The organism is Photobacterium sp. Hal280 (genome assembly GCF_037162255.1).
Classification (GTDB): Bacteria; Pseudomonadota; Gammaproteobacteria; order Enterobacterales; family Vibrionaceae; genus Photobacterium.
This window is the reverse complement of record NZ_JARLUO010000001.1, coordinates 359,175-376,951: the sequence shown is the minus strand read 5'-3', so window position 1 is coordinate 376,951 and position 17,777 is coordinate 359,175. Positions and strand designations below refer to the sequence as shown.

General features: G+C 49.5%; 15 protein-coding genes and 2 pseudogenes. 9 read left to right on the top strand and 8 right to left on the bottom strand.

The window, feature by feature from the left end; genetic code table 11:
• Positions 1 to 7: 7 nt before the first annotated feature.
• The gene (locus P4S53_RS01830) at positions 8 to 523 is read left to right on the top strand and encodes a hypothetical protein (protein ID WP_337111106.1); all 516 of its coding nucleotides are present in this window, start codon (positions 8 to 10) and stop codon (positions 521 to 523) included.
• 46 nt (positions 524 to 569) lie between these two features.
• Here P4S53_RS01830 and P4S53_RS01825 read toward each other — a convergent pair whose 3' ends face one another.
• Together P4S53_RS01825 and P4S53_RS01820 are read right to left on the bottom strand one after the other, a co-directional pair.
• Positions 570 to 1,040 carry a hypothetical protein gene (locus P4S53_RS01825; protein ID WP_337111105.1) on the bottom strand — a complete coding sequence of 157 codons (471 nt, stop codon included), beginning with the start codon at positions 1,038 to 1,040 and terminating at the stop codon, positions 570 to 572.
• Between the two features lie 308 nt (positions 1,041 to 1,348).
• On the bottom strand, positions 1,349 to 2,017 hold the full coding sequence (locus P4S53_RS01820) for a MaoC family dehydratase (protein ID WP_337111104.1): 669 nt from the start codon (positions 2,015 to 2,017) through the stop codon (positions 1,349 to 1,351).
• Between the two features lie 543 nt (positions 2,018 to 2,560).
• On the opposite strand from P4S53_RS01820, the gene P4S53_RS01815 reads away from it, so the two are divergent.
• The 6 genes and pseudogenes from P4S53_RS01815 to P4S53_RS01790 all read left to right on the top strand — a co-directional run bounded on the left by P4S53_RS01815 (position 2,561) and on the right by P4S53_RS01790 (position 7,770).
• Positions 2,561 to 3,613 carry a serine hydrolase domain-containing protein gene (locus tag P4S53_RS01815; protein WP_337111103.1) on the top strand — a complete coding sequence of 351 codons (1,053 nt, stop codon included), beginning with the start codon at positions 2,561 to 2,563 and terminating at the stop codon, positions 3,611 to 3,613.
• 120 nt (positions 3,614 to 3,733) lie between these two features.
• Positions 3,734 to 3,934: pseudogene (locus P4S53_RS01810) on the top strand (alternative ribosome-rescue factor A); the annotation flags it as partial.
• Positions 3,935 to 4,078: 144 nt separating this feature from the next.
• Complete coding sequence (gene modA / locus P4S53_RS01805; protein WP_337111101.1) at positions 4,079 to 4,840, top strand: molybdate ABC transporter substrate-binding protein; 762 nt, start codon at positions 4,079 to 4,081, stop codon at positions 4,838 to 4,840.
• A gap of 32 nt (positions 4,841 to 4,872) precedes the next feature.
• Entirely contained in the window at positions 4,873 to 5,571 is a 699-nt protein-coding gene (modB, locus tag P4S53_RS01800) for a molybdate ABC transporter permease subunit (protein ID WP_337111100.1), read from the top strand.
• Entirely contained in the window at positions 5,571 to 6,656 is a 1,086-nt protein-coding gene (modC, locus tag P4S53_RS01795) for a molybdenum ABC transporter ATP-binding protein ModC (RefSeq protein WP_442958618.1), read from the top strand. Before modB ends, modC begins: the two co-directional genes overlap by 1 nt.
• 415 nt (positions 6,657 to 7,071) lie before the next feature.
• Positions 7,072 to 7,770, top strand: coding sequence for a CAP domain-containing protein (locus P4S53_RS01790; protein ID WP_337111099.1), 699 nt, complete (start codon positions 7,072 to 7,074; stop codon positions 7,768 to 7,770).
• Between the two features lie 75 nt (positions 7,771 to 7,845).
• On the opposite strand, the gene P4S53_RS01785 is transcribed toward P4S53_RS01790, so the two are convergent.
• From P4S53_RS01785 to P4S53_RS01765, 5 genes and pseudogenes are all read right to left on the bottom strand, one after another.
• Positions 7,846 to 8,433 (bottom strand): hypothetical protein, encoded by a 588-nt coding sequence (locus P4S53_RS01785; RefSeq protein ID WP_337111098.1) that lies wholly within the window; start codon positions 8,431 to 8,433, stop codon positions 7,846 to 7,848.
• Positions 8,434 to 8,614: 181 nt separating this feature from the next.
• Entirely contained in the window at positions 8,615 to 9,403 is a 789-nt protein-coding gene (locus P4S53_RS01780) for an alpha/beta fold hydrolase (RefSeq protein WP_337111097.1), read from the bottom strand.
• Positions 9,400 to 10,452: a M14 family zinc carboxypeptidase gene (locus tag P4S53_RS01775; protein ID WP_337111096.1), complete on the bottom strand. Its 1,053-nt coding sequence runs from the start codon at positions 10,450 to 10,452 to the stop codon at positions 9,400 to 9,402. Before P4S53_RS01775 ends, P4S53_RS01780 begins: the two co-directional genes overlap by 4 nt.
• A 177-nt stretch (positions 10,453 to 10,629) precedes the next feature.
• Positions 10,630 to 11,082 carry a hypothetical protein gene (locus P4S53_RS01770; protein ID WP_337112080.1) on the bottom strand — a complete coding sequence of 151 codons (453 nt, stop codon included), beginning with the start codon at positions 11,080 to 11,082 and terminating at the stop codon, positions 10,630 to 10,632.
• A 35-nt stretch (positions 11,083 to 11,117) separates the two neighbouring features.
• Positions 11,118 to 11,270: pseudogene (locus P4S53_RS01765) on the bottom strand (DUF4336 domain-containing protein); the annotation flags it as partial.
• A 588-nt stretch (positions 11,271 to 11,858) separates the two neighbouring features.
• Here P4S53_RS01765 and P4S53_RS01760 point away from each other — a divergent pair.
• Together P4S53_RS01760 and P4S53_RS01755 are read left to right on the top strand one after the other, a co-directional pair.
• Entirely contained in the window at positions 11,859 to 12,983 is a 1,125-nt protein-coding gene (locus P4S53_RS01760; RefSeq protein WP_337111095.1) for an efflux RND transporter periplasmic adaptor subunit, read from the top strand.
• A 2-nt stretch (positions 12,984 to 12,985) separates the two neighbouring features.
• Complete coding sequence (locus P4S53_RS01755) at positions 12,986 to 16,165, top strand: efflux RND transporter permease subunit (protein WP_337111094.1); 3,180 nt, start codon at positions 12,986 to 12,988, stop codon at positions 16,163 to 16,165.
• Between the two features lie 124 nt (positions 16,166 to 16,289).
• On the opposite strand, the gene P4S53_RS01750 is transcribed toward P4S53_RS01755, so the two are convergent.
• Positions 16,290 to 17,765, bottom strand: a complete 1,476-nt coding sequence (locus P4S53_RS01750) for a Na+/H+ antiporter NhaC family protein (protein WP_337111093.1) — start codon at positions 17,763 to 17,765, stop codon at positions 16,290 to 16,292.
• Positions 17,766 to 17,777 lie beyond the last annotated feature (12 nt).

Below are 17,777 nucleotides of genomic sequence, written 5' to 3'. Positions count from 1 at the left end.
TCCAGACATGGCAGCAGAAATAAAAACGGCGCATTGCGTCGTTTTTTTGTTGCTGAGCAACTGGCATTTGTTTCCACGTAAACAAATGGATGCACTTGCATATTCATACAAAGGCATTAAAGTGGGCTCGCAACGAAATAAACCGTTTTTCCATGTCGAATCATTTAACGAGAAGATGCTGAATTTTCTGAAATACGTATTGCTGAGTAATTTACTGGCCGCTGGTGCCGTATGGGTTGGCCATAAATTTTTCGAGCAGCCATTCAGTGTGAGTGGTGATGTTCTGTTTTATATGTTCGCACTTCAGTGGGCAATGGCCGGCATGGTCTGGAATGGCGGCAAAGAGAGTCAATCATTGGATGATGATCGCGCTGCCATCAAAGCGGTATCCATGTTATCGGATCATGAGATAGAAGCAGACAGGCGAAGAGAAATAAAAGCAAACTACCATTTTGGTTTTATCTTCTTTTTATCGGGTCTATTTCCTTTATTTGCCTGCATTTTATTATCGGTATTGAATTGAGAAGCTACCCGCTTCACGGCGGGCAGCGACAACACTGGCAGATCATTTATGCGGAATAGGGCAGATAACCGGTAAAGCCACAGATTTTCCAGCCTGCATCTGTGTGTTTCAGGTAGTAGAGCGACTGCCATAACAGTTCATCGACACCGCCATCAGCACGTTGGATGCTGCCGAAAAACTGCTTGCGGGCAATCGCACGTCCATTCTCGATGGTAATTTCATTCAAGGTGGTCGCAGCATGAACCGCCGCTTCCAATGGTTCGCTGTACGCTGTGTCTTGTGCGATCTTTGCCTGACGCAGCCACTCTGCCTGGTAGTCCGCCAGGGAGGAAAAAGCAAAAGTCCACGCTGCCGGGTTTTCTGACTTGTTGGCATTGATGGCATAAAACTCATCTTCAACGAAGTCTTCAGCAACCTGTGACCAGTCTGCCTCGCAGTAAGCTTTGATATCACGCGTTACAAGCATATCCCAGATAGCAGCGCGATCCTTGTCAGTAAATGGGTTGGATTTAATCATGGTGACTCTCCCTAAAAATCAGTCCCAATGCGGGATGCCACTCATACGTGAATGGCCAAACAAACTGACGAACATCAAACTGGAAATGACACCTAAATTAAACAGATAGCGTTTAAGGTTGGGATCTTGAACAACAAAAAAACCTGATATTAAGGGAATATACGAAATAGGCATGTGTCAATGAGGGGGTGTTGTCCGCCTTGTTGCCTTGTCACTGTCTGGCGTTGGCGACTGAAAGGAAAACAGCGGTATTGTACTATGCCGCTCAAACTGAGTGAAAGTTTGAGCGGTAGGGCATGAGATAGTGATCAGAAATACAGCCGAACGACTGATTCAGCTACGCAGCCAGGGCGGCGGCAACCTTCGATTTCAACGGAAATTTCCTGCACAATTTCCAGGCCACGTTTAACAGGCGTCACAGACTGGATTTTTGTACGGGCTCGCACCCGACTCCCTTCCTTAACCGGGTAAGGGAAACGGACCTGATTTAAACCGTAATTCACCGTCATTTTTGCAGTCGGAAATTTCTGGTTGTCGGGGTCGACACTATCTGTCAGCACAGAGAGCAGCGACAGCGTAAGAAATCCGTGCGCAATTGTTGTTTTAAAAGGCGACTCAAGCTCAGCGCGTTCCGGATCTGTGTGGATCCACTGATGATCATCCGTGACCTCGGCAAATCGATTAATGCGATCCTGATCGACAGTCAGCCAGCTACCCACGTGAATCTCTTCACCCAGCGAAGCGAGCAGTTCTTCCATGAGCTTGGCGGCTTCAGCATGGATCTCTATCGCTGCCGTTTTCTGTACAGATTCACCATTCGAGGCAATATTCTCAGCTTTAGCCCAACCCGAGACATGAGCCTTATTCAGGAATTCAATCCAATAGTCACGAATTGACGGCGACAGCCAATCTTTCAGCTCAAATGGGTGCTTGGCCAAAATTTCACTTTTCTGTTTGAGAAAGTCGACCACTTTCATGCTTACCAACCTTTATCGTTTTTTCTTAGTATGATTGAGGCGGCATATTGAATCCTGGCTTAGCAGCAACGGGATTAAAATGTGCCCTTGATCTCAAATAACTCATCGGATGAGTTCTCATTATTATAAATCAAATTGATGCCGTCACTGTAAAGTGTGCGTCAAATCATACTTTAGCATGAAAGTGTGATCTTTATCACCTTGTTGTGATGTGAAGATTCGTCCTGACTTCAGCTAGCTTCATGGCTGCAGGTTCTGGTGCCGATTGCTCAGTGACACTTAATCTGACTGATGGCAAACAGCCCTTTTGTCATCCCTGTGAGTATAGATTGTCGCAGGAAAAAGAAGTGAATAGTGTGCGATTGATACCTGTTTTTAACTTCTTCGATTATACCTACCCTATTACCTGCTTTTGCAGGGGACAGGGTGTCAGGTGGAGTTGTGTGCTGTCGAACCTGGTTGTGGTGCTGTATTTTCATCTTAGGCATTCGGGCCGCATGTGCTGCCCCTGGTGATGAAATTGTTTTTGCGCTGGATAAATTTGTGAATCAAGCCGTGACAAGCTCAATCCCTGGTGCGTCATTGGCTGTACTCGTGAATGGAGAAATTCGCTTATTGCGAGGTTACGGTGTCACTAAAGTGGGCGGCGATAAAAAAATTGATTCTGCAACCGTGTTTCCGCTGGCGTCCATTTCTAAAACTTTTGCTTCAGCAGCAACGGCGCTGCTGGTTGACCGTGGCCTGATTGAATGGGATACACACGTTGTCCCGTACCTTGAAAATGTTAAATTCAGCGATCCGGATTTAGGGAAAGTCGTCACATTGCGAAATGTCCTGTCTCATACCACAGGGCTGGTGCCTCAGGCGTACTCTGATCTGCTTGAAAATGATGTGAGCTATCAGCGGATTCTTTCCATATTAAACCGAGTCAAGTTTGTTTGTGATCCCGGTGAATGTTACGGATACCAGAATATTGTCTATAACCTGAGTGCTGACATGATTTCACTGGCATCTGGTATGGAATACAGCCAGTTTGTGACAGAGCATATTTTTATTCCGCTTCACATGCACAGTGCAACTTTTGGTCTGGAGAGCTTTCTGAATGCGGATGACAGAGTTGTCCCGCATGTCAGAACCAAGTCAGGCTATGCGGCAGTTCAACCTGCGCCTTACTATTACGGCGTTCCTGCGGCGGCTGGCGTCAATGCCAGTGCGCAGGATCTTGCGCAGTGGATGCTGGCTCAGTTTGGCCAGTATCCTGAAGTACTCAGTGAAGATAATCTCACTCTGCTACATAAGCCGTTGATCCGGGCCAATCAATACCGATACCGGGCGAAGCTGAGTCATGTGTATTACGGACTAGGGTGGCGAACATTTGATTATCAGGGGATTACCGGGTTTGTCCATCACGGTGGCTGGGTTAAGGGGATAAGAACAGAAATGGTTTTTAACCCGGCCACTCAGACAGGGATGGTTTTTTTGACCAATTGCGAAACCGATGTGGCAAGAGAAGCCGTACTGGAATTCCTGGATTTGTATAAACGGTATATTGACCCTGGTCTTTCTGGTGCTGAAGTAGCAACATCAGGAAATTAAAGCGCTTTTTTGAAATCTGATGTCTGAAATTTATCTTGGCAATCTCTTGTATTTTTAACTGTCAGGCGTACACTTCGCTTGAAATTTGCCGTTAATCACTGACTAACCAAGGAGCATATCATGGCAAAGAAAAAGTGCTGCCAGCACACAGAGCAGGCCACACAGACTGGTTTTGAAACCGAGCATGGTCGCGGAACAATCATGGACAATGCACTGAAAGCGGTCGTCACCAGTAAAGTCTTCCGCAGCCGAGTTGAAAAAGCCCGAAAAGGCAAAGGCAGTTTTCAGCGTAAAGCAAAACACGGAGGACGAGAGTCCTGGCCAATCGCTGCTTAATGTAAGCAGGATTGCCCAGGACTCTTTTTTGATAAGTTTTATTTTCTGACTCACTGGTCAGAAAATAATTGTCAGGTATAGTCACCTGATTTACTATCTCTGACTCATTGATTGGAATGGAGTCTGGTAATGAAAAAGCTTTGGTTCGTGTTATTTTCTCTGTGTCTGTTGACCATGCATCAGGCCATTGCGCAGGACAAAGTGTTGGTTTTTGCTGCATCCTCGCTCACGAATGCACTGAATGAGTTGGCGGAAAGTTATGAGCAGACCAGCGGCAATGAGATTGTGTTGTCGTTTGCTTCATCGTCAACGCTTGCCCGCCAGTTAGCGCAAGGGGCGCCAGCAGATTTGTATTTGTCAGCGAATACAAAATGGATGGATTATGCGGCAGAGCAGAAAGTGATCAATCGCGAATCACGCAAAGATTTACTGCACAATCGGTTAGTCTTGGTGACGCATCAGTCTGAGTCGGTGGACTCAATATCGCTCAATGGCTCATGGGATATCACTAAGGCATTAAACGGCAGCCGACTGGCCGTTGGCGATCCCAATCATGTCCCGGCAGGCATTTATGCCAAAGAAGCCTTGGAATCTCTGGGACTTTGGCAGCAAGCCGAACCACTGCTGGCGAGAGCGAACAATGTTCGTGCTGCGCTCTTGCTGGTGGAAAGGCAAGAAGCGAAGTTTGGTATTGTTTACCAGACGGATGCGCAGATAGCACAAGACGTCAAAATTGTTGCCCAGTTTCCTGAACAAAGTCATCAGCCCATTACCTATCCGGTTGCGTTAACCCAGAAGATACCATCGAAAGCGGCACAGGGATTTTATGAGCACCTGCAATCGTCTGATGCGGCTGAGGTGTTCAAGCGCTATGGATTTTCTGTCAATTAACCAACGGGAAGTGTGTCATTCTGAGTATTCCCATGGATACCTTTACCTTAACTGACTATGAAGTCACTGCACTACAGCTGAGTTTGAAAGTCGCGCTCACTGCAGTGATTGTCAGTCTGCCGGCAGGCATTGGCTGTGCCTGGTTGCTGGCAAGAGGGCAGTTCTGGGGAAAATCCCTGTTGGATGGCCTGGTTCATTTACCGCTTGTCCTTCCTCCTGTCGTTGTGGGCTACCTGCTGTTAGTCATGATGGGACGGCAGGGAATGATTGGCGCTTATCTGTACGATTGGTTTGGTATCACGTTTGGGTTTAGCTGGCGTGGGGCTGTGCTGGCTGTCGCTGTGGTTGCTTTTCCTTTAATGGTAAGAGCAATAAGGCTTGCATTGGAAAATGTCGATCCCAAATTAGAGCAGGCGGCACGCACGCTCGGGGCCAGCCCGGTTAAAGTCTTTTTTACCATCACATTACCGCTGATGTTACCCGGCATACTCACGGGCACCGTACTGGCCTTTGCCCGGGCGCTGGGCGAATTCGGCGCCACCATCACCTTTGTCTCGAATATACCGGGCGAAACGCAAACGATCCCGCTGGCCATGTTCTCATTCATAGAGACACCGGGAGCCGAAGTGGAAGCTGCCCGCTTGTGCGTGATCGCCATTATGATTGCTTTGCTGTCTCTGGTGATCGCAGAGTGGCTGGCTCGTATCGCACGAAACAGGCTGGGTCACTGATGTTAGAGCTGAATTTTGTCAAGCAACTCGGACAAATGCGACTGAATGTCGACTTGCGCTTACCTGCATCGGGCATCATTGCCATTTTTGGCCGCTCTGGTGCAGGAAAAACCTCTTTTATCAATATCGTCAGCGGCTTAAGTAAACCAGATGAAGGCCATATCGCATTTGGCGAGCATGTGCTTTGTGATACTTGGCAGGGCATTCATTTGCCACCGGAAAAGCGCCGTATCGGCTATGTTTTTCAGGATGCCAGGCTGTTTCCGCATTATAAGGTGAAAGGGAATCTGCTTTACGGCAACCACGCAAAGCCTGACCCGGAATTGTTCAGTGAAGTTGTTCAACTGCTGGATATATCGCATTTATTAAGTCGTTATCCTGCCAGTTTATCGGGCGGCGAGAAGCAACGTGTTGCTATAGGTCGCGCGTTACTGAGTAAACCCGATATGCTGCTGATGGATGAGCCCTTAGCTTCGCTGGATTTACCGCGAAAGCAGGAGCTGATGCCTTATCTGGAATCGTTGGCTAAAAGTGTCAGCATTCCCGTGCTTTATGTCAGCCACAGTCTGGATGAGATTCTTCGACTGGCAGATCACATGGTGGTGCTGGATCAGGGGAAGGTGATTGGAAATGGTGCACTGACCGATGTCTGGGCCTCCTCTGTGATGCGGCCCTGGCTCAGCGCCAGAGAACAAAGCTCGGTGTTGCAGCTAAAAGTTTCTGAACATCATCCTTCCTATCCGTTGACTCAGCTTTGTATCGGACCTGATCTTCCGCTGTGGGTCAGCAGAGTACGCCGGCCTGCCGGGGAAACGGTCAGGGTGAGAATTCACGCGAATGACATTTCCGTCACCCGAATCAAACCCGCGCAGACCAGTATACGGAATGTACTGCCTGCAACCGTTGAAGGTATCGAGCAGCATAAATATCACGCTGATATCGTGGTGCTCCGGTTAGCTGTTGGCACGTCAATCCTGACGGCCAATATCACGCCCTGGGCGGCAGATGACCTGAACCTCCATGTCGGCGATAACCTGTATGCGCAAATCAAAGGCGTAAGCCTGAGCCAGCAGGATTTGGCCTGAAAAGTTAAATCCTTGGTGTCCTAACCTTCTTCTCATTCCTCTTGTTGATCTCTTGCTTGCACCAATTTGCTGTGTGCGTTTTTTGTTAAGATCGAACAAAAAATAATCAATCTGAGTTGTGTGTATTTTGAACAATGTACGGGTGGTTTATCTGCTTGTTTCATGAAGATTAAGTTCTGATGTGTGCTCAAAAACTGGCATATTTTTGTGTCAAATGATTGTCAGGATGTGCATTTTTTAAACGCCAGCTATTGCTAGCAGATGTTCGCAGTCAGTATATTCCTCTCCCGTTGTTGGCTGATTTTATCTTTGCAGCTGTAAAGGTTGCACATTGCAGAGACTTATCCCTGGCTACTGATTACTCTGGCCTCTGCGTTATAAATCAGGATCTTATTATTATTAAGTGGATGTACCCATGCGAATTCTTACAGTATTGATTCTATCTATGTTTGCCCTTGTCGGGTGTGGCGGTTCAGACGGTGGTTCAGATAACAGCTCGACTTCTCATAACGGCTCTTCAGTCTCAAATGGTGGTTCTTCAGAGCGACCCACGACAGAAGGTGGCGGTCAGACGACAGGCGGTTCTTCAGGCTCAGGCTCTACAGGATCAGGCTCTACCGGATCAGGTTCAACAGGCTCAGGCACGGGTTCAAACACAGGTGGTTCAGACCAGGCCGGTTCTGGCAGCTCAAATCAATCCATGGCTGATGAAATGTTGACTGCCGTGAATGCTGCACGGGCACAGGGCCAGACTTGTGGCAGCACTTGGATGCCAGCCGTTGGCCCCCTGACATGGGATGCCACGTTAGAACACACGGCATACCTGCACTCCAGTGATATGGCCAATTATGATTATTTCAGCCACACAGGTCTGGATGGTTCGTCGCCAAGCCAGCGTGTCACCGAACAGGGTTACAGCTGGAAAACCGTCGGTGAGAATATTGCGGCAGGCCAGAAAACTGTCTCTGCGGTCATGCAGGGCTGGCTGAAAAGTGAAGGGCATTGCCGAAATATCATGAACGGCAGCTTCACGCAGATGGGCGCTGCGTCTGATACTAACTCAGGCAGTACCTACGGTATTTACTGGACGCAGGTGTTCGCTTCACCAAAGTAAGCTCAGCGCTTAAGCCTAACTTTGCCTGGTGGGTTGCCGGGCAAAGTTTAGCGTTCTCTGCGGATACGATTGGTGTTATTGATGCCATTGCTGGTAAGCATCGATACAGCGTATCTGAGGGAGTTTTTCTTTCAGCACATTATCAAAGCCGCTTTGTTTATAATTTCTGAGCTCAACATTGTATTTAGCTGTGGCTAAATCATAGTTGTTGGAGTGGAGTATCGAACCGGCACAGGTTTTTTTATACTGATCCCAGTCACTGTAATACTTCACATAAAATGTCTGGGTCCATGCGCCGCCGGAATTGTCCTCACCACCTGTCACTTTGTTGTTCATGATACGCTCGGCATAAAACTCCCAAGTGCCATCATCAAAAATCGTAAACTGAGCAGGGTTGTCATACTCTAAATTTTCGCGGAAATAGGCCACATTCGTGAACTGGAAGACCGGATTTTTAGTGTTGGGTTTTTTATCCGTTCTTGCCGGTAAGTAAATGTTCATCGTCTTATCAATGGGCGAAGCTGTGGGGGCTTGAGTGCTGGTTTCATCGTCACCGGAACTGCAGCCCTGCAGTAAAATCAGGCCCAGGACGGAAACCGATGTGATAAAAATACTGCGATTGTAAGACATGAAAATTCTCCTACGATGATAATGCACCTGCATAAATCTCAACGTATGCAATGTCATCTTTGAGAATATCGGTAATGCTTCTTTTGTGACGTATCAACACTGAGACGTCACAGACTTCTTCTTGTCTCCACGAATAAGTGTGTGGCTTTACAATAAGCTGAATAACTTGGCTGTTGAGTAAATTTCGCAATCAAGCGGCTTCATTAACCTGGCTTCATTTCACATCCTGCCAGAATGCCAGCGAATAACGGCAAACCCAGTCGGGATCATCCAGTGGTAAGTCATGGCCGGCACTGGGGTGAATGTGTATCGGGCATTGCCAGTGGTGGGCAAGCGTCCGGCTGCATGAAACATCGACCAGCTCGTCATGCAGTGAAGCAAGCAGTAATACGGGTTTATCCGGAACATCTTTATATCTGAAGCTCAAGGCCGCGTTCAGTTGCCTGAACAGATTACGCCTTTGGATAGGACACTCTTTGCGCCATCGAACCCATGTTTTCAGTGTTTCAGGATCGTCGGGGTACATGTTTGAGGTCATACGAAGAATGTACTTTTCCTGCTCTTCAGGTTTGCTCATCAGCAATCTGGCGATATTGGGGTACTGCCGCCACCGTAATCGCTTATAAAAGGGGGATTGTTTGCCATCACTGGTATTGAGCAACACCAGTGACTTCACTTCTTCCGGGTACAATCTTGCCCACTCAAGCGCAATCATCCCTCCCATAGAAATCGCCAGCAGATCATAGGTGCCGGCTTCTATTTTATTTTCCGTTTCGAGCTCCCGGGCGTGTAAAAAATGTAACTGCTGATGGAGGTCATCCACCATGGCACTGATGGTGGAGGGTGAGGTCTCAAGAAACCGCTGACCGTTACCTGCCAAATCCAAAGCGATCACCTTACGGAAAGGAAAATGTGAACGTAACTGTTGGGTGAAAATGCCCCAGTGTCTTTGCTCGCGCAATAATCCCCGCAAAAGGATAATAGGTCGTTGGCAGTGAGTCATGAGCAGTTATCCTGATGGTTTGATGAATACCAGAGTAACATCGCCTGGTGCCAGTCGTTCTCATCCTCGCTGTGACTGAACCAGTTGGTATAAGCTTCGGTCGCATTTATCAAAAAGTCTAACAGAACGAGATGTTTGCGGAGTGTCCGCTGCACTCTGTGCTTTTTAATGGGATGAAATAACCCCAGCGGATGCCAGAGTTGTAACGGGTTTTTTCGCACCCAAAGCCAGGAACCCATTTCCAGCGTGAGTGGTAGCAGCGTATTTCCCTGGGCTTCCGCTTCATCATACAAAAAGTCCCACAAGTCACCGTGGCAGGTGTAGTGCTTTGTCTGTGGTTCGAAAACATAGTTTTGATGCGGGTAGGCTTGAAAAAACATTTCCCGCACCCGAAAAAGACTGCCGAGTCGCGAAACAGGCTGCCGGGTACTTTTGGCGTAAGGGAACCAGATCCTGTCTCTGAGCCCGAAGCCAGAATGGCAATCCAGCGCTATGGTCAACGGGCTTTGCCGGGTCTGCTTGAGCACCCGATCAACCAGCAGCTGAGCTTCCGTTTCCATCGGACGACCTGCCGGACCGCGATACCAGGGCAGACGGGGGCTGATTCTGTGACCACCCACCAGCCACGCGGTTCGTTCTGTGCTCTCGACCGGGGCATTGCGCATCAGATCAACATGTCTGGCGTTCGAGCGGCGTTGCATGGCCATACCCACCGGATTCAGCAGCGGGATTGCCACGATTTGCATCGTCTCAAGTGTGCGTTGCAGGTTATTGTCCCATGCCAGACGCTGGCACAGGCTGGTCAGCAGTGAAAGCAAAACCTGAGTCCCGATACGCTCAAGGCCATGCACGCCGCCAACCAGAAACAGGCAGGGCAGACCGGAAGCAGGGTTGCCTAAACGGCACTCATAAATGGGAAGATGCTGGTCTTGGAAAGGTAACCGGATTAACTCACTGGCTTGCAGGCGAATGCGGTGTTTGATTTTCGCTTCACTTTCAATCAGTGCTTCAAGTTGTATCAGTTCAGGCAAGCGCTCAGCAATAGTCACATTCAATCCCTGTTTTCATCATCACTATCCCTGTCCTACTTCAAGCTGCAGCGGTGTTGGCTACATTCATTCGCTTGCCGCCTACCTGCATCATCAAGGAGTTGAGGTCTACACTTATCATGGTTCATAGTGGCGTAAAAAGCTGACAGCTTTATTGCAACAGAAGGTGTTATTGCGCTATGCCAGTGCCCAGCGAAAAGCCTGAGAAAAGATATGCTTGCCGTTTTCGGGGATCACTTGTCCATGGGCAAACAGGATTCTGTCAAACGGCCAGGTCAGAATTTCCTGCAAGGACTGGCGTAACCGGGTTTTGTTATGGAAGCTATGACGCCAGTAAAGTGGCATCGCCGGGTGAAAATAGCAGCCATTGGCTAGTGCTAAGGCCATGGTGGCCGGGTTGTGACTGTTTCGCAGCCAGGCCATGGCATCGCCAAGGATCAGGGTTTGTGACTCGGGATCGCAGAACACCACTTCTTCAACACGATCGCTGCCTCTTAACAGCGTCTGCAATAATTGTCCTCGCCACAGTGCAGGCGTTTCCGCACCCAGTGCATCATCAAAAACCAGATCGGTGCGCTTGAGCTGAAGCCCCGGAGGGGCAAAAAGGTTGCCTGGGAGTAAGCGAGCCACCACTCGGACAAAAAAAGATGATGATTCAGGTTAGGGGTCACGATGGCTGTGACACGGCCGAGTTTAGCTAACTCGAGCTGAATGCCAGTCGTGAGCTGAACCGGTGAATGAATAAGAAGATTATCGTTTTCGAGCCGTATCACTGTCATGCGGCAGCCAACAGAAACGCCATAACGCTTCCACGGCATATCCTGATACCAGATCCGATCTTTACTCCATTCGATCATCGCTTTATTCCTTAAAGCACCACCTGTATTTTCGGCGGAGTGTATCAGAGAAAAGTCAGCTTATATAGAGAGTTAACAGCAGATAAATTAACCCCCCGCCGATGTAGCGAGTTGCATAACCGCGTGAATAAAATAGTTAACAATTCGCCAGATATTGGTTGTTTTCGCCATGCTCTGAGTTTGGGTTTTCTGTAGATTATTGAATGATAGCGTAAATATTTTTTGGTATGTGACTTGCTATATGCGTGTACCGACTATGAACAAGGTATATTGCAAATGGGTTAATTCATTCAATGCTGACAGGTTAATCATCCCGTTTTTCATCAGAGTTAACATATTCAGAACAATACAGTTGAAACAAGTAAGCTCTGCTTTTTATCTCATACACACATCAGTAGAATTCAGCTTGATTTATTCGTTACTTTTAAATGTTAAAGCTCACAGTTGCAGTTTCATTTTATGGGCCAATAACAAAATGAATCCAGAAAAATTGCATTAGACTTGAGTGGTAGCGTTTGGTGACGTTTCGTCATAAAAAAGGAGAATATGATGAGAGGACTACACACCGTGTTACGGTGGTTGGCGGCCAGGCCTTATATCTATGCCATTGGTATTACCGTTCTGATTCTTGGCTGGATGCTGTCCGGTGGTCAGTCTCAGAAAGACAGCGCCGCAATGCAGTCGTCGGGTAATGAAAACAGTGTGCCTGTTCAGGCTCAGACTCAGGATAAGGCGCCGGTACCTAAAGTCAGAATCACCACCTTCGCAGCCGAGCCTGTATTTCGTAGTCTGACTTTATACGGTAAAACCGAACCCAGCCGCCAGGCGACAATCAAGGCCGAAGTGGCTGGGCGGGTTGTTGAGGTGATTGCGCAGCGCGGCTCGTTGGTGAAAGAAGGACAGATCATCGCCCGCCTGGCTCAGGATGACTGGCCGGAGCAACTCAAGCGGGCGAAAGCCGTGCTCAAACAGCGGCAGATTGAATACGACGGTGCGAAGCGACTGAATGAAAAAGGCTTTCAGGGGCGAGTCCTGTTAGCTCAAACCGAAGCCGACCTTGTTGATGCGCAAACGACTATAGCGACCCTGACGCTGAAGCTGGAAAAAACCACGATCCGGGCACCACTGAGCGGTATCTTGAATGAGCGGATGGTCGAAGTGGGCGATTATGTCCAGGTGGGCGATCCGGTCGGCAATATTGCGGATATCGATCCACTGATTGTCCGGGCGGATGTCACTGAAACGGATATTCAGCATATTCGTTTGGGTCAGGAAGCGGAGGCCAGGTTGGTAGGAAATCATGCTGCCACAGGCAAGGTTCGCTACCTTTCGAAAGTGGCCAATGAAACCACGAATACGTTCCGTATTGAGGTCGCTTTCGACAATGATCAGTTGAACTTGCTGGCAGGGACCAGCGCTGAGCTGGTGGTACCGATTGAAGAAACGGAAGCCATTAAAGTCACGCCTGCCGTACTGGCTCTGGATGAGGCCGGGAATCTCGGTGTGAAAACCGTAGAGAAAGATCATGTGGTCTTTACTCCGGTGCGTGTCGTGAAAAGTGATGGTGACGGTACCTGGCTGGGTGGATTTTCAGGCATGGTGGATGTGATCACCGTTGGTCAGGGCTTCGTCCGGCCGGGTGATCGTGTTGAAGCGATCAGGATGGAGAACTGAGAATGCTTGGGATGATAGATGCTGCATTGCATCGTACCCGTACCGTTGTCCTTATACTGCTGCTTCTTTTGGTTGCCGGCTACATGAGTTACCAGAGCATTCCTAAAGAAGCGGAACCGGATATTACCATTCCTTTTATTTACGTCTCGATTTCCCATAGCGGTATTTCACCGGAAGATGCTGAACGCTTGTTGCTGCGGCCGATGGAAAAGGAATTGCGTGGCATCGATGGTGTGAAAGAAATGACCTCAACCGCCAGTGAAGGTCATGGTTCGGTGTTACTGGAATTTGTGGCCGGGGCCGATACGAGCAGTGCCTTAGCGGATGTGCGCGAGAAAGTGAGTCTGGCAAAGGCGAAATTGCCGGACGGCACAGACGAGCCGACGGTGAATGAAGTCACCATGGCTTCTGAAAACCCGGCTATTACAGTTATGTTGTCGGGCACTGCGCCAGAGAGGGCGCTGATTACCATCGCCCGTGATCTTAAAGATAAGCTGGAAAGCATGCGCGAAGTGCTGGAAGTGGATATCGGCGGTGATCGGGAAGACATGATTGAGATCCTGGTCGATCCACTGCTGATGGAAAGCTATGACCTGGATCAACAAGATATTTATAACCTGATATCCCGTAATAACCGGCTTGTCGCGGCAGGGACACTCGACAGCGGGCAGGGGCGTTTCCCGATAAAGCTGCCTTCTGTCTTCGACAATATTAAAGACGTCATGGAAATGCCGGTGAAGGTGTCCGGCGATAAAGTGATTACCTTTGGTGATGTCGCGACTGTTCGCCGGACGTTTCAGGATGCCGAGTCTTATGCCCGGGTGAACGGTAAACCTGCTGTATCGCTGGAAGTCAAAAAGCGGCCGGGTGAAAATATCATCCAGACCGTTGAAGGCGTGAAAGCACTGATTGAAAAAGAGCGCGAATTCTGGCCGCCAACCATTGCGGTGGATTACACCGGCGATCAGTCCAAACATGTCAAAACCATGTTGAACGACCTGCAAAATAACGTGCTGTCTGCCATTTTGCTGGTGGTCATTGTGATTATCGCTATTCTGGGTGCGCGTACGGCATTGCTGGTGGGCATCGCGATTCCCGGCTCGTTTCTCACCGGGATTCTGGCATTGGCCGTGCTGGGTTATACGGTCAACATGGTGGTGCTATTTGCCCTGATCATGGCCGTTGGCATGCTGGTTGATGGTGCCATTGTGGTCACTGAATACGCCGACCGTGAAATGAGTGATGGCACGCCACGCTATGAAGCTTACAAAAAAGCCTCGAAGCGCATGGCCTGGCCGATTATTGCTTCCACAGCAACGACGCTGGCAGCGTTTGGACCGTTACTCTTCTGGCCGGGTATCATGGGCGAATTCATGAAATTCCTGCCTTTGACGCTGATCATGACGCTGGTGGCTTCTCTGGTCATGGCACTGATCTTTGTGCCGACACTAGGGGGCTTGTTTGGTAAGCCGCGGCCCATTTCTGCCGAAAAACGTCAGCAACTGATTGAAGCTGAAGAGGGCGATATTGAGCACCTGCCGGGATTCACCGGTCATTATGTCCGGATACTGAAAGCGGCGGTCAAACGGCCATGGAAGGTGTTATTCGGCGCGTTAGTGTTCTCGCTGGCGGTTATTCTGCTGTACGGCAAAGCCGGTAACGGGACGGAATTTTTTCCTGAGGTGGAGCCGGAAGGGTTTAATATCGTTGTTCGGTCTCAGGGCGATTTATCCATTGAAGAGAAAGATCATCTGATTCAAGAGGTGGAACGCCAGTTATTGAACTTGCCTGAGGTAGAAACCCTGTATGCGCGCTCGGGAGGCGATGACCGGATTGGTATGCTCAGGGTTAACCTGATCGACTGGCAAGACAGACGTCCGGCGGCGGAAACGATTGAAGAGATTAAGCAGCGCACCGCCGGGCTTGCCGGGCTGGAAATTGAAGTGCGGCAGGATCAGGCTGGCCCACCAACCGGTGATAAAGATGTCAACCTGCAAATCAGCTCACGCTTTCCTGCACTGTTGAAAGACTCAGTCGCGAAAGTCCGTAAGGAACTGGAATCCAACCCTGCTTTTACCAACATTGATGATACCGGCCCTAAACCGGGGATTGAATGGCAGATAAAAGTGGATCGGGCCGATGCCGCGCGGTTTGGCGCAGATGCCACTTTGGTGGGGAACAATGTCCAGTTTGTCACAACCGGGTTAACGCTCGGCGAATACCGGGCTGATGATGTTGATGATGAAATGGATATCCGTGTGCGGTTCCCTGAACAGTACCGGCATATTACCCGCCTTGAAGAACTCCGGCTGAAAACGGCGCAGGGACAGATTCCGCTCAGTAACTTCAGTACCTTAGAGGCCGCCAACAAGCTGGATACCATCAAGAAAGTGGATGGACGCCAGGCGCTGTCGGTAACGGCTGACATGGCACCCGGTTACAATCTGAGTAAAGTCATTCCTGAAGTCATGGCGCGTTTACCCGAATTGGGGCTGGATCCCAGGGTCCAGATTACGCTCCGAGGGGAAAACGAAGAGCAGGAGAAAGCGTCAGCTTTCCTGAGTAAAGCCTTCCTGATTGCAATGGCCGTGATGGCAATTATTCTGGTAACCCAGTTTAACTCTTTCTATCAGGCGTTTTTGATTCTGACAGCCGTGTTGTTCTCAACGGTCGGTGTCTTGCTTGGGATGCTGGTGTTCAATCAGCCGTTCGGCATCGTGATGTCCGGGATTGGGATCATCTCGCTGGCAGGCATAGTGGTGAACAACAATATCGTTCTGATTGATACCTATAACGTCCTCAGAAACCAGGGCATGGAGCCGATTGAGGCGATTCTTCGCACCGGTGCCCAGCGCTTGCGCCCTGTCATGATGACCACAGTCACCACCATTTTAGGCTTGATGCCAATGGTACTGATGGTGAATGTGGATCTGATACAGCGCAAAGTGGAATTTGGCGCGCCGTCCACACAAATGTGGGCACAACTTGCCACAGCCGTGGCGGGGGGACTGGCGTTTGCAACAGTGCTGACGCTGGTGATAACCCCTTGCATGCTGGCGCTCGGTGCTCATCGTCAGCAGCGTAAGCAAGAAAAATCGCGCAGTAAGAACTCACCGCATTTGATTGATGATGCAATGATGGATGATGACGAAGAAGTGAAATCGCTGGAAAAAGTCAGTTAACGATCCGGCTTTTCCTGTACCGTTCTTCGCACCGCGCTGAACCATAAAAAGAACCGCCACCTTTTGCAAGGTGGCGGTTTTTCTTGGGCTAGGGTTTTGCATTGTTTTCAGGCGTGCATGGTTATCAGGCGATAACCAGGAAGAACAGAGCGGTTGCAGCAATACCAATCAGTGCATAAGGGATTTGAGTCAGTGCGTGCTGCATCGCGGTACAGCCACTGCCTTGTGCGGACAGTACCGTGGAGTCACTGAAGAAGCATGAGTGACTACCGGCCGCTGATGCTGACAGCAGGGCCCCAATGGTGATCGAGACAGGCACACCCAAGTGTGCACCCAGCGGGAATACAATCGGCATGGCGACGGCAAACAATCCCCAGGATGAGGCGGTCGCAAAGACCAGTGCTGCCATCACAAGGAAGATGATTGCCGGGAACATCTGTGCCGACAGGTAAGGCGACACGGTTTCGATCACGTATTGAGTCAGGCCTAACTGGTCATTGACGTTTTTCAGCATGAAACCGGCGATCACCGTTGCCAGAGGCAGCATCATGATTTTGATACCGTCATAGACAGCCTCAAACATGGTGTTCACCGGCATCAGACGTTGTACGCCGTACAGGAACATGGTGAAAATCATGGCAACGAAGACACCAGCCAGCAAATCAATATCGAAATACCAGCTTGCGGCAACCAGCACGATCATCGGCAGAGCAAAGTTCAGCACACCAATGGTTGAGTTAGGATGCGCTTTGACATCTTCACCCAGCGCAATGTCAACGCCACCGTCGGGTTGCACCTGGCCATTCTGCGCGCGTTTTTCTGCCGCTTTCATCGCACCCAGATCAGGGATTTTTCCCATTGCCACCAGGAAGACAACCAATAGTGTGACCCAGCCGTAGGCCATATAGGGGATGGCTTCGATATAGGCACTGATCCCTTTGCCGGATGCGGCAATGTCGTTATCTTCCAGCAGCGAGCTGAAGAAAATGGCCCAGGTGGAAATCGGTAGCAGGATACAAACCGGTGCGGCGGTGGAGTCGACCAGATAAGCCAGTTTTTCACGGGAGATTTTGTAGCTGTCTGTAATGCGCTTCATGGATGATGAAATCGCAATTGCATTCAGGTAGTCATCAATGAAGACCAGAATACCCAGCACGAAAGTCAGCACCATTGACTGGCGTTTGCTTTTGACTTTAGTCACCAGAGCTTCACTGAAACTCAGGATACTGCCGCCTTTTTCCAGCATGGTGATCAAGCCGCCCATTAAACCGCAGACCAGAATCAGCCAGGCAATGGTTTCATCCATCATGACGGTCATTGACATATCGACGACATTCCCGACGATCTGTTGCGGATCGATCATGATCAGGCCGGCAATCGCGCCACTGAACAGGGCCTCGACGGTTCTGTGGGTCAGTAACGCCACGGCCAGAACGAATATGGTCGGTAATAAACTGTACCAGCCATAGGGCGTCCCTGTTTCATGGGTGTTACCAATAATGGCAAAAGTGCCGATGATGCCGGCAATGGCCAGAATGACCGACATGCTTTTCGCATTTGGTTTCTGCGGCGCATCTAATGCAGGTGTTTTCACTGTCATACAAGAATTCCT